Annotated in this window: 13 protein-coding genes; 10 read left to right on the plus strand and 3 right to left on the minus strand. The window is 51.8% G+C overall.

Going from position 1 to position 12295, the window contains the following annotated elements:
* Positions 1 to 110: 110 nt before the first annotated feature.
* Positions 111 to 653: a hypothetical protein gene (locus ACAM_RS00500; protein WP_022540851.1), complete on the minus strand. Its 543-nt coding sequence runs from the start codon at positions 651 to 653 to the stop codon at positions 111 to 113.
* 265 nt (positions 654 to 918) lie between these two features.
* On the opposite strand from ACAM_RS00500, the gene ACAM_RS00505 reads away from it, so the two are divergent.
* The 8 genes from ACAM_RS00505 (at position 919) to ACAM_RS00540 (ending at position 8877) form a co-directional block, all read left to right on the plus strand.
* Positions 919 to 1227 carry a DUF424 domain-containing protein gene (locus tag ACAM_RS00505; protein WP_062662062.1) on the plus strand — a complete coding sequence of 103 codons (309 nt, stop codon included), beginning with the start codon at positions 919 to 921 and terminating at the stop codon, positions 1225 to 1227.
* A gap of 113 nt (positions 1228 to 1340) precedes the next feature.
* Entirely contained in the window at positions 1341 to 2141 is an 801-nt protein-coding gene (locus ACAM_RS00510) for an electron transfer flavoprotein subunit beta/FixA family protein (protein ID WP_022540853.1), read from the plus strand.
* A gap of 13 nt (positions 2142 to 2154) precedes the next feature.
* Complete coding sequence (locus ACAM_RS00515) at positions 2155 to 3081, plus strand: electron transfer flavoprotein subunit alpha/FixB family protein (protein ID WP_022540854.1); 927 nt, start codon at positions 2155 to 2157, stop codon at positions 3079 to 3081.
* A gap of 74 nt (positions 3082 to 3155) precedes the next feature.
* Positions 3156 to 4295 (plus strand): DUF1646 family protein, encoded by a 1140-nt coding sequence (locus tag ACAM_RS00520; RefSeq protein WP_420804955.1) that lies wholly within the window; start codon positions 3156 to 3158, stop codon positions 4293 to 4295.
* A gap of 100 nt (positions 4296 to 4395) precedes the next feature.
* Positions 4396 to 5895 carry a gamma-glutamyltransferase family protein gene (locus ACAM_RS00525; protein WP_022540856.1) on the plus strand — a complete coding sequence of 500 codons (1500 nt, stop codon included), beginning with the start codon at positions 4396 to 4398 and terminating at the stop codon, positions 5893 to 5895.
* Between the two features lie 80 nt (positions 5896 to 5975).
* Complete coding sequence (locus ACAM_RS00530; protein WP_022540857.1) at positions 5976 to 6842, plus strand: universal stress protein; 867 nt, start codon at positions 5976 to 5978, stop codon at positions 6840 to 6842.
* Positions 6843 to 6906: 64 nt separating this feature from the next.
* A complete protein-coding gene (locus ACAM_RS00535) occupies positions 6907 to 8109 on the plus strand; it encodes a class I SAM-dependent rRNA methyltransferase (RefSeq protein ID WP_022540858.1) in 1203 nt (400 codons plus the stop codon).
* Between the two features lie 240 nt (positions 8110 to 8349).
* Positions 8350 to 8877 (plus strand): metal-dependent transcriptional regulator, encoded by a 528-nt coding sequence (locus tag ACAM_RS00540; protein ID WP_022540859.1) that lies wholly within the window; start codon positions 8350 to 8352, stop codon positions 8875 to 8877.
* Between the two features lie 123 nt (positions 8878 to 9000).
* Here the strand turns inward: ACAM_RS00540 and ACAM_RS00545 are convergent, their stop codons facing one another.
* Complete coding sequence (locus ACAM_RS00545; RefSeq protein ID WP_062662054.1) at positions 9001 to 9672, minus strand: Snf7 family protein; 672 nt, start codon at positions 9670 to 9672, stop codon at positions 9001 to 9003.
* A 131-nt stretch (positions 9673 to 9803) separates the two neighbouring features.
* On the opposite strand from ACAM_RS00545, the gene ACAM_RS00550 reads away from it, so the two are divergent.
* Entirely contained in the window at positions 9804 to 10544 is a 741-nt protein-coding gene (locus ACAM_RS00550) for a CdvA-like protein (protein WP_022540861.1), read from the plus strand.
* Between the two features lie 263 nt (positions 10545 to 10807).
* On the opposite strand, the gene proC is transcribed toward ACAM_RS00550, so the two are convergent.
* Positions 10808 to 11647, minus strand: coding sequence for a pyrroline-5-carboxylate reductase (gene proC / locus ACAM_RS00555; RefSeq protein WP_022540862.1), 840 nt, complete (start codon positions 11645 to 11647; stop codon positions 10808 to 10810).
* A gap of 99 nt (positions 11648 to 11746) precedes the next feature.
* Here proC and ACAM_RS00560 point away from each other — a divergent pair, with 99 nt between their 5' ends.
* Positions 11747 to 12292 (plus strand): archaemetzincin family Zn-dependent metalloprotease, encoded by a 546-nt coding sequence (locus ACAM_RS00560; protein WP_022540863.1) that lies wholly within the window; start codon positions 11747 to 11749, stop codon positions 12290 to 12292.
* Positions 12293 to 12295 lie beyond the last annotated feature (3 nt).

Genomic DNA, 12295 nt, shown 5'->3' on the forward strand with positions numbered 1-12295 from the left:
GAGACCGTTATGGACTATGATTCAAGAGAAGCCTTTCAATCAGCCAAACCGTGGTGCAGATGAGGCTAATGCTTGCATCTAGCACAGGCCAGAGCACACCTTGAATGCTCCTACTCTAGAAGCCTCCAACCCCCCTCCCTCACATCATAGTATACAGAGCCTTTCCTCCGAAGGAGTAGGAAGAGCCTTCCATACTCGCCTAGCCTTGATGACGCCTCCTCCGGGTCGCTGGTCGACACTTCCCTAAGCATACTCCTAAACCTGCTATAGCTCTCCGGCGTCATGACCGCTATGTCCCCGCCCGCATCCAGAACTATGAGGCCGAGGTTTCTGGCTAAGCTCACAAGAGCTGGAGGACTTAGACCGGTCTTCGACCTAGACTCACTAGCTAGCAGATACCCATCCCTACCTATCACGTCTAAAACCCTATCCTCCAAGCTACCCCCACGCCTAGATACCCCACGGTCACTCCCCGACTTTAGAAGCCTCAATATTGCCTTCAGCAGACCCTCAACCTCGTCAAGCCTCTTCTCTATCCTTGACATCCTCTCACGGATCTCCGCTAACTGTACACTGAGGTCCTCATCCAGCGAGCCGCCCTCAGACCCCCGCCCCCTCGAGGGAATGTATTCGTCTATCCTGCGCCTCCTCATAAACGGGATAGCACCTCCAAAGCCTCAGCCCGGGTGCAACCCGAGAGCCCTCCATAAGAAAGGTAGCTATCCAGAGTCTTTGAAGCCGATGGCCCGCCGTGACTAATAGATGGGAGCAGATATCCCATTGGTAGCGGCGGTAGATCTCGCCGATGCGCCTCTAATAGAATATCAGTTTAGAGGGACGTGTACATGAGGATGCAGAATTAACAGCCTTATCCCCCGGGGCTTCTCTAGATAGGATTAGTGGGGGCTGGTATTGTCAATGTTCTACCTAAGGAGGATTGAGACGCCTGAGGGCCTTGTGATGGCTCTTGTTACTGATGAGGATGTTATGGATAGGGCTGTATATGACGAGGAGAGGGGTGTTAGGATAATTGTAAGTAGAGGCTTCTACGGCGGGGGTCTGGCAACAGAGGCTGACGCTATCAAAGCCATCAAAGAGGCTGACATCGTAGTTCTCACTGGCGAGAGGAGCGTGTCCATAGGTGTAAGGATGGGCCTGGTCAACCCTGATAGCGTCCTCGAAGTGAAGGGAATAAAGCAGGTTCAAGTCTTCAAGTTCTCTTACTAGCCCCTTAGAGTTAAGGTTATAATTTTACCCTATGTAACATCCTGGGCCTGAGGTCTAGCTTCTTCTATTTAAGCTGTGGCTATTAGCTTGGAGGTTACATTGGGTAGACGGTCTTGCCTGATATCGCCGTACTGGTTAAAGCTAGCCTTAACCCCGACATGGCCCGGATAGGGCCTGACGGTAGTGTAGACCTCAGCTCCATACCCTTGAAGATCTCAGATATAGACAGAAACGCTGTTGAGGAGGCTGTAAGGCTGAAGGAGAAGCTGGGCGGTAAGCTCTACGCTGTCTCAATACTAACATGGGGGCCGGTGAAGCTTAGAGCTAAGGATCTTAGGCTCGCCGTGCAGGAGGCTCTGGCAAAGGGTGTTGACGAGGCTATAATTGTGGCTGATGACGAGCTCACACCAGGCGATCAGGCGACTACGGCGAAGGCTATTAAAGCGGCGCTGGAAAAGCATGGTATAAAGCCTGACATCATTCTGGCCGGCGAGGCTACTATAGATGAGGTGACAAGCCAGGTGCCAGGCAGGCTCGCCTCACTACTTGGATACAGGTACCTAAGCTTCGTGAGGAAGCTCGACATAGATGATGGTAGGATCGTTGCTGAGAGGGATCTCGAAGACTATATAGAGATTGTGGAGGCTAGCCTTCCCGTCGTGGTCAGCGTAACCCAGGAGATAAACGAGCCCAGACCGCCGACACTACTCCAAATAAGGAGGGCAGCTAGGAAGCCGATCACGGAATACAAGGCCTCAGACCTTGAAGACGTTGGTAAGCCAATGAGAAAAATAGTTGAGGTTAGGGGTATCCAGGTAAAGAGGAAGCAACAAATAATAGAGGGCGATAGTCTAGAGGAGGTTGCTGAGAAGCTGATTGAAGCTTTGACAAGAGAGGGCGTGCTAAAGCTGTGAGGGGGTGAGGGTGGTGAAGGTACTGGCCATCGCATATGACCCCCGCGACTTCGGCGAGCTAGCCACAGGAGTCAGAAGCAGCCTCGGCGATGTAAACCTCATTTTCCTGGCGGTCCATAACGCTGCTGAGGAGCCTGACAGGGCCTCAGGATACGCGGAGAAGATCTACAGCTCGAGGACCTCGAATCCGGAGGCCATAGCGCAGTTAGTTGAGAAGCTTGTGGCCGAGGAAAAGCCAGATATCATAGTTGGAGAAGCATATAAGAACCTTAGAGATGCCCTCTCCCGTGTCGCTGGAAAGCTGGATCTCCCGATGGCCACCGACGTGTCAACATTAAATGTTGAAGACGGGAGGGTTAGATTTAGGAAGGGCTTCCTAAGCGAAAAGGCAGTTATGGAGGCTGAGATACCAAAGCCATCTATTATATTATATCTGACTAGGTTCACTAAGCCGCAGGAAAGGCTTGAGGGAGGGGAGGCCAAGGTTATCGAGCTTGAGCCCCCCCAAGCCGAAATGAGGGTTGTTGAGACCCGGCCAAAACAGATGGGAGGTGTTAACCTTGAGGAGGCAGAGATAATAGTTGGTGTCGGCCGAGGCTTCAAGTCGAAGGAGGACCTCAAGCTAGCGTTCGAGCTAGCGGAGCTTCTCAACGCCCAGATAGGATGTACCAGGCCGATAGCAGCTGATCTGAAATGGCTATCTGAGGATCACTGGATAGGGATAAGCGGAAAGAGAGTAGCGCCCAAGCTTTATATAGCGATAGGCATAAGTGGTAGCCCACAGCACATGTCGGGAGTGCAGAACGCTAAGATAATCGTGGCGGTGAACAAGGATAAGAACGCACCTATATTCAAGCAAGCTGACTATGGTGTAGTAGCTGACCTCTACAAGTTTATACCTGTGCTCATTAAGAAGCTCAAAGAAAAGAAGGGCGGCTAGATAAGCCGGGGCCCGCGGAAACCCTCCAGCCTACTTAGTGTTTTGTAATGTAGTGGGAGCTGGAGCGTTAGAGGGTGCTCGCGTTGGCCGAGCTGTTCATACCCGACGAGCCTATTCTCGGGGTAACTGTTATCCTGAGCGCTATTCTAATTCTCGTTTTGGTACTGCCATTCAAAGTCAGGATTGTCGAGGAGAATCTAGAAGTATTCTTCTTCATCATGGGTTTAGGCGGAGTCATAACGATATTCTACTACGGCATACTTCCCTCTACAGAATCCCTTCTGAACCTGTTTGTAAAGGCGCTGAAGACCCCACTGGCTATAACGCATCTGGGCCCTGTTCCTATAGGCATCGTGCAGGCCGTGGTTTTCTTCGGCCTCATCTTCTACTTCTTCCACAGACAGATCTACTCCCTACTAGCTGCTGCTATGGGGAGACTGGGGATACCCGTATTTGCTTTCATCTTCACGTTTGTGTTAGGCCTCATATCAAGCGTCATTTCAGTCATAGTTACTGCAGTGATCCTAGCTGAGATAGCAGCGGCGCTCAACATATCTAGGGAGCGGAAGGTGAAGTACGTTGTCTACGCCTCCTTCGCCGTTGGTATCGGGGCTGCTCTAACCCCTCTGGGGGAACCCCTCTCCACAATAGCTATTTCAAAGCTCAACGCTCATTTCACCTACCTCATAGACATACTAGGAGTATACGTAGTCCCCGGGATTGCGGTGTCAGCTGCGGCGGCTGCCCTCAGCCTTAGAGGAGAGGTTTATAGGGAGGGGCTTGTCAAGTTCGTCTACGAAGAGACGATAAACGATATTCTCCTCAGGGGTTTTAGGGTGTTCCTCTTCGTAGCCGCTCTGGAGCTGCTGGGAGCATCCTTCACTCCAATGGTTAAATGGTACTTCGCACAGCTCCCGCCTTGGGCTCTCTACTGGATAAACACTATATCGGCGGTCGTCGACAATGCAACACTGACCGCGGCCGAGATCGGGCCGTTCCTAACTGAAGAGCAGATAAGAAGCGCTCTAATGTCCCTCCTCATATCTGGAGGCATGCTTATACCAGGGAATATACCAAATATAGTTGCCGCAGGAAGGCTAAGGATAACCATGAGCGAGTGGGCGAGGGTGGGAGTTCCCTTTGGAATAGTGCTCCTCATGGCGTACTTCATAGTTATAGAGGTCCTAGGCATACACATAACCCTAAGCCTATAGCGACCCTCACACCAACTAACCCCCTTTCCTAAGACGGGAAGCATATCACACAATTAACAGGCTTTGCCGGGTACTGTGTATAGAACACGGTGCAGTTGGAGTGGTTAGGGCTTGGGCTGAATCGCTAGGAGGCGTGGTTGCGAGCGAGGAGACTATCGCTAGCTCGATAGGCTCAAAAATACTTTCCTCCGGAGGTAACGCGGTCGACGCTGCTGTAGCCACCTCACTTGCCCTAGCCGTACTGATCCCCCACCTGGGAGGGGTGGGAGGCGACTTCTTCATGCTCTACCGTACACCCGAGGGGAACGTGTTTTTCGTTAACGGAAGCGGCTTCGCGCCGAGAAGGCTGACCAGAGACGAGGTTCTCGGTAGAGGGTTGAAGGATATACCAGAGTCAGGCCCCCTATCATCCACAACACCAGGCTACCTAGCAGGGCTTTACCACTCCTGGAGGAGCTTCGGCACAATGGAATGGACCGACCTCGTTAGGCCCGCCAGGCTACTGGCCTCAAAAGGCTTCCCCCTACCATCCTCGACAGCCAGGTCGCTAAAGCTTAGAAGGGAGTGTCTCGAATCCGATCCCGGAAGTAGGGAAGCCGTGCTAAACGCCCTACCCCATCAGGAGGGCGCTCCAGCCCGCTTACCAGGATTATCGGCACTGCTTACAGGAGTTGAAGATGACCCCCTCTACCTCTACCGGGGAGAGCCAGCCGAGGCTCTCGAAGAGTACATGGCCTCTGTCGGCGGGGTAATAGGTGTAGAAGACCTGGCGGAGACACGGGGGTTCATAGCGGATCCCCTCATCTCCGAGTATAGAGGCTGGAAAATCTGGGAGATGCCACCCAACACCCAAGGCGTCACAACACTCCACCTCCTAATGCTCCTCGAAGATATAGAGCTAGCGGAACCTATCTCCCCCCAGAGGATTAATGTCCTGGCAAACCTCGCTAGAAGAGTTTACAGCATCCGCGACAAGTACGTCGGGGATCCCAGGTACATGCCCATAGACCCCCAAAGCCTGGCTAGGAAGGAAACACTCCTTAGGCTTCTAGGCGGCGAGGAAGCTTCTCCGGCGAGGAGTGCTGGCGATACTACCTTCTTCGCCGTCGCCGACGGAGAGGGGGGCATAGTGGCTGGTATACAAAGCCTCTTCTACCCATGGGGTAGCTGTGTTACTGAGCCTAGGTTCCAGATCACACTTAATAACCGCGCTAGGGGGTTCACGCTGAAGGAGGGGCTTCCAAGCACGCTGAGGCCAAGAGCACTTCCGCTCCACACCCTCTCAGCTGTGATCATGGAGCGTGAAGACAGGGCTTTTGCCCTGGGCGCCAGCGGTGGCCACCTAAGGCCCCAGCAACACGCCCTATTCGTCACTAACATAGTGGACTACGGTATGAGCGCGTTCGATGCTATTAACGCTCCAAGAGCGGTTTGGGACCCAGGCAGGGATGAGATACTGTGTGAGAACGGGTTCGCATGCCAGCAAGGCTGGCGGAAAGTTGAGCGTATAGGTGTTGCGAATGCGGTAGAGACCGTTGGGAGAGTTAAGAGAGGCTATACGGACTCGAGAGGCGACGGCTTGCCTGCCGCTGCACCTTAGCATCAAACCCCTATTACCTCCTACGAATACATATGTCACGAGGTGTCAGCGTCGAGAACGTGGACCGGGGTGATTATGGTTTGGCAAGAGTTTTAGAGCATATCCTTTTACCCCTTGACCTGTCAGAAGTCTCTAAGCCCCTGGCCCTCTCGGTTGCAGAACTCGCGTCTAGATATAAATCGAGGGTGACTCTCCTCCACGTTATAGAGGAGGCCATGGTGATACATGTTGCTGGTGGCTATGACGTAGCGAGCCTCATACGCTCTATTGAGAATAATGCCAGGAAGAGGATGGAAGAGATTAGGAAGCTGATGGAGGAGAAGGGTGTGAGTGTTGTTGTGCATGAAGACGTTCCTATGGGCAACCCTGGAGCCATTATCAGCGAGGTAGCCGAGGAGGTGGGTGCAACCGAGATAGTCATGGGCAGCAAAGGCCTCGGCATCTTCAGAATATTACCCCTGGGCTCTACGGTGCGGGAGACAATAAAAATATCTAGAAAACCCGTGTTGAGGCTTAAGACCTACAAGGAGGATGGCCAGGTTAAGGTAGCATACAATACCAGACTATTTAGAAAGATCCTTCTGGGCGTTGACAGGAACACCTCTAAATCCATGATTGACTATGCCGTGAACGCCGCCTCCATAGACGACGGCAAGGTAGTACTAGCTCACGTAATAGAGCCTCCCCTGGAGGAGCCAGCCTACGAGGTTAAAAACGTCTTTAAATATGGGGAGAAGGCGGGGGAAGAGAATGGTGTAGAAGTAGAGATAGTAGTTGCCCGTGGTAGGCCCGATAAAATGCTAACAGCAATAGCAACGCAGATGGAGGCGAGTAGCATTCTTGTAGGCAGGACTGTGGAGAAGAGGCTTAGCGAGCTAATACTGGGTTCTACGCTAGACAGGCTTCTAGCAATATGTGAGTTGCCCCTAATGGTATACCCCCTATAACCCCGCTTATCTCCCACCATAACACCTCCTAGCACCACACCCTCACGGCCAAGGTGGTAGATCTATGGTTGAGAAGGTCGTTGTCTCGGGTCTAGGGGCTTCCAAGGCTGCCAGAGGATCGAGCATCATATATAGGAAGTGGGTCCGGGGGGTGACCGGGCTCTCCAGCGGTGATTTAGTGGAGGTTGTTGACACGAGTGGAAGGGAGCTGGCCTGCGGACTGTGGGAGGAAGACACGCCAGTAGCCGTGAGGATACTCCATTGGGGCAGGTGTATTGATAGGTCGTCTGAAGAGGCTCTTGAGCGCGCTCTCGAGTCCGCCTACCAAGCTAGAGTTAGGAGCAAGTGGGCTCTCGATTTCAATAGCTATAGGCTTATAAACAGCGACGGAGACAGAATCTCCGGGTTGATAGTTGATATCTACGGCGACATAGCGGTAGTTCAGTCTAGTAGCCCGGCTGTAGATAGGCATCTTAACTTCCTGGCGAGAGCCATACGCCGTCTTACCGGCGCCCTCCATGTCTACGAGAAGAGCGTCCAGAGGAGCAGGCTCGATATAGGGTTGGAGCCGAGGAGGAGATGGCTTATAGGGGGGAAGAGGGAGGTCGTGATTGAGGAAGGGCCGGCAAGATTCTACGTTGATGTAGTTCGAGGGCAAAAGACTGGTTTCTTCCTGGACCAGAGAATAAACAGGCTGGAGATCTCTCGTATAGCCTGGCAGGGTGATAAAGTCTTAGACGTCTTCTCCTACACGGGGGGCTTCGGCATACACGCCCTCCTGTCCGGGGCGTCTAAGGCGGTTTTCATAGAGGAGGACGAGTATGCGGTTAAGACATTACGAAAGAACCTTAGACTAAACGGCTTGGATGAGGGGAAGACGTTTATACTAAACACTAGTGTATGGAAGCTCATAAAGTCTGGACAGCCCGATGAAACATTCGATCTAGTTACTGTTGACCCCCCGGCATTCATACAGAAGCCGGGTGCAGAGGCTAAGAGAAGGGGGCTGAGAGCGTACAGAGCATCGTATCTTTACGCCCTAGAAAGGGCTACAGATGGGGCTACAGTCTATTTGAGTAGCTGTAGCTATTTCCTCACGAGAGAGGATTTTATCTCTCTAGCCGGGGAGGTTGCTTCCATTCTTAAAACAGAATATAGGATTATGGGCGACGTTAGGGGTGCTTCGCCGGACCACGTCTTCAGGGGTGAGGAGTATCTCAGCTACCTCAAGGGCGTGTTTATACATATAGACGGTAGGTCCTCCTAATGCTATGGAGGGCGGTTGATGAGGTGTGGGTGAGCTGCAGTTAGAGACTCCGACCCTCTCCGGTGGGGTTAAGAGGATGGCGCCGAAACCGCCCCGACATTAGATTATAAAAATATTTCCTACTTTGTTCTATATATCTCGAAAGTTCTGCCTGTAACAATTAGTGTTTGACCATATTTAAACAATCTAAATACCATAAAATAATGAGAACTCTCGATGTGAGGGGAAGGTGCTGTATCAATGGTAGAGGACGTTAGCAAGGGTGCTGCGGGCTACGGTAGAGAAGGTAGGAGATCACGGATTCTACATTACCTCATGGCAATATACATCCTAGGAGGTCTGCCAGGAGGAGAGTACGCCAAGTTCATAAAAATATCCAGACTTCTCAATGTATCTCCCTCTACAGTTAGCATAATGACGAGACGGCTACAAATGAAAGGTCTCGTAGAGCTTATCCCTAACACGGGCGTTAGGCTCACTGAACAAGGGCTTAAGCTTCTTTCAAACTATCTCTGGAAGTCAGGCCTGCTCGAGGTCCTCCTGGCTAGAGCGGGTGTAGACATAGACAACTGTAGGGGTATGGGTCTAAGGATGGCTGAGGGGCTCTCTGACGAGGATGCTTGGATCCTATACAAAGTCTTAGGAGAGCCTAAATACTGTCCACATAAAAAGCCTATAATACCTCCTGATAAGATAAACTCGGAGAACGCACGCAATATAGCATTATGCTGTGGAATAACTATTTTACAAATACCCAACAAGAAATAAAGGCTTGCCTTAAACCTTCCCTTAAATCCTATTGACTGTGTCCAGGTAACGGCCTATTCTCGAACCGTCTCATAAGGGGGTTAAGCATAAATGGTACGTGGTTTAAATAAAGGGGGAGGGGGGTTACTTGCCATTGCCCTCCGGAGTCCTCTCCCCCTGAGCTGCCACCTTCTCGAAGGACGGCAGGTCGGGGAAGTGCTCTTTGAGCCTCTGCTCGGCCACTATGCTGGCGTCCTTCAGTATCTTGCTCGCCTCCTCAGAGACGTAGGCGTTGTCCAGAGCTATCGGCACGTGGGCTGTCATCTGCATCATGGCGGCCTGGAGACTCTCGTCCACCTCCATGAGCTCTGTGAACACGTCTGGCATCATTCCCTTCAGGTGACCCGCAACCTGTTTCAGCGCTACTATGGCTGGGGCTAGCGTGGCGTTCACGTCTCCAAACACCATAGCTGTCTCCAGCCTCAGCCTTACCCTCTCGAGCGCGTACCTAACAGTTATTATCACTTTGGCCATCTTCCTGACTTCGGCCAGCTCGTTAGCATACATCGTGGCCTTGCTCTTGTCTCCCTCAACTAGAGAGTTGACAACTTTCTCGAACAGCATCTTATCGTAGCTCTGGAGCTTCGCAAGGCTGTAGTCTAGCTTGCTTATCTGACCCTGTATCCTGTAGACAGCCTGTATTATCTGGTTCCTTATGGGTGGGGGTGGGCTTATGAAGTTCCTCAGCTTCTGCCCTACGGTCTCGGTTGTAGACTCCGGCGGGCTCCACTTTTTAGCCCAGCTCTCCAAGCCCATTGGAGGCACCGTTGGGGCTTTAGTATGGAAACCCCCATAGAAGGGGAGGGCCTGTACTTCTAGGGCATGACCCGTTTTATATCCCTGAGGAGATATATCCCGTCGAGCACTGGAGTGTAGGGTGGCCTGCCGTGTCTATAAAGGTTGACACCTTCTACGGCGTTATAGGTAGCGAGGTTAGGGACGAGTATGAAAGGGTTGTTGGCACACTAGTCAGCTTCTCCAGCAACGTAGACGGGGAGATACAAAGCATTGAGCTTAAGATAGTGGACCGAGGTATAGAGAGGATACCTGGAGGCCGCGTCAAAATAGTTGATGGTAAGATAGTAATAGTTCCTGAGTGGAAGTACGAGGCAACCAGGGTCATAGAGGCTCTTGAAAGAGCTTACAAGAGGAGGAGGGCAGTTGAAAACATTGCCAAACAGAGCAGTATACCCTCCTCAATCGTGGAGAACATGAAGAGACAGCTGACCGAGGAGATAAAGAGGTTAAAGCTGAAGGCGGAGGAGGCGAAGACAAGGATAAAGGAGAGAATAGCAGAGATAGATGATGAAATGCTTCATATAGCAAGCGCTACTGCTAACCTGCAGATGCTCTACTTCAGCGGAGAGATAAGCGATAGAAGCTATACGAGCGGTATGAATCATCTCAGGCGGCTGAACGACTCGCTAGAAAGAGAAAAGAGCGACGCAAAAAGGGTTCTCGACAAGCTCGAGAAGACTTACGAGGCTGCTACGAACGTCCTCGAAGCGCCATCGCCTTCGAAGCCTGAAGGCCAGAAGCCCTTACAGGCTAAGGGCGCGAAGCAGGGCGAGAACAAGGTTCCCGAGAAGAAGGATGGAGAGTTAATAGTCAAGATAGAAGAAGCTTAGCTATCCTGGAAAAGGTTTTGGACAGTAGGTTTTTATTTATGGGTTCGGCTAAGCAGAAGGCCTATACCCGACGTCTCTCATAGTATACAGTTTCCATATAGTTTTCCACGCATAATCGAATCGAGTCTTCCAAGACTAGAGCATTAGTTACATGGAGTTCGCCCGTTTAATCTTGCTCTAATCTAGACTTTTACCGCCACTAACTGCTAAAGCCTTTATAACCTTTATTGTCGCTAAGACGGGTTTACCGAAGGACCAGTCAGTTATCCTAGGTTGAGACTCCTTCTCACTTCTCTATCTATAGCTTCACCGATCTCCGCGGCTCTCCTCGCAGCTGCCTCTACCGTTCTTATAAGGGCTGCATCAACTCCCTCGCCCTCAATGACCTTTAGACCCTCTATAGTTGTACCCGCCGGTGTAGTGACCTCATCTCTGAGTACTGAGGGGTGGATATCGCGTCTACCTAGATGTTCGGCAGTAGCACTTAGAGTGTCAACTACAGCCTTGAAGGCGACCTCTCTTGGTAGTCCAGCCGATACACCGCCGAGTGTTAGGGAGTCTATCATGACCGCCACATACGCGGGCATGCTCCCGACGAGTGCTGTCCATACGTCCATCCACTCCTCCGGTATCCAGTAGACGCTCCCCATACACGAGAGTATAGATTCTACAAAGGAGGCTCGCTTATCCCCCGTGTACTCGGCGACTGCCGTGGTACTCCTACCTATAAGCGCGTTTATATTTGGCATTGACCTATAGACGTAGCTTCCTCCCAGGGCTCTGTTGAGCGTAGAGAGTTTTACACCCGCGACTACACTTATAACGATCTTTTCCTCCATCACACCTCTTACCTCGTCGAGGAGGCGGGGTAGCTGATAAGGTTTTACGCTAAGTATAACTACGTCGGAAACCCTGGCTGCAAGGCGGTTATCTACAGTGGCCTCCGCGCCGAGGCGCGATATCCTCTCTATTGTCTCCCTCCTCCTGCCTGTACCGGTCACGACAGCTCCGCAGGCTAGAAGCGACCTGACGATCGCTCCGCCTATTTTCCCTACTCCAAGCACTGCTACTCTCAAACCCTTAGGTAGAGACTGGTTCTTCAACCCCACCACCACAGCTACTCCATGCCTGGTCTTTAGAGCCTCAAAAATATGATATTAGGCTGTGTTGGGTAGCTATAACTAAATCCGGTGGTCCCCTACTTGGAAGATGGCCTGACCTTTCTGCTTTTGCCCGTCGGCTTCCAAGCGGACAACCTAACTAGGCTTGCGAGGAGAGCGAGTGAAAACACGCCAGTACCTTCGGTCTGGCTCGTCTCCACCGATCCCTTGGAACCGCCTGTAGAGGCTTACGACTGGGAGCGAATGCAGTTTAACGCTGTAAAGGTCAATGAGCATATTCACAGTATCTTGAGGGATTATACTGAGGATGGTATCCTGGTAATAGGTATTGTTGATGCAGACGGGTATGTGGACGGTTATAACTTCGTGTTCGGCCTAGCCAGTCCTAGCCTAGGTGTGGCTACCGTGTTCACTTTTAGACTGAAAACTGGGGATAGTGGTGTCTACGAGGAGAGGCTGCTTAAAGAGGTGCTACACGAGGCAGGCCATCTTCTCGGTCTCGGCCACTGCAGCGATAGGAAGTGTGTTATGAGCTTCAGCAGGAGTGTGGAGGAGGTCGATGGCAAAACGCCCCACTTCTGCAGCTCATGTAGAGCAAAGCTCTTAAGTAGGTATGGAGGCCTCTAGTAA

The sequence above is a fragment of the Aeropyrum camini SY1 = JCM 12091 genome (assembly GCF_000591035.1).
In the GTDB taxonomy this organism is placed as follows: domain Archaea; phylum Thermoproteota; class Thermoprotei_A; order Sulfolobales; family Acidilobaceae; genus Aeropyrum; species Aeropyrum camini.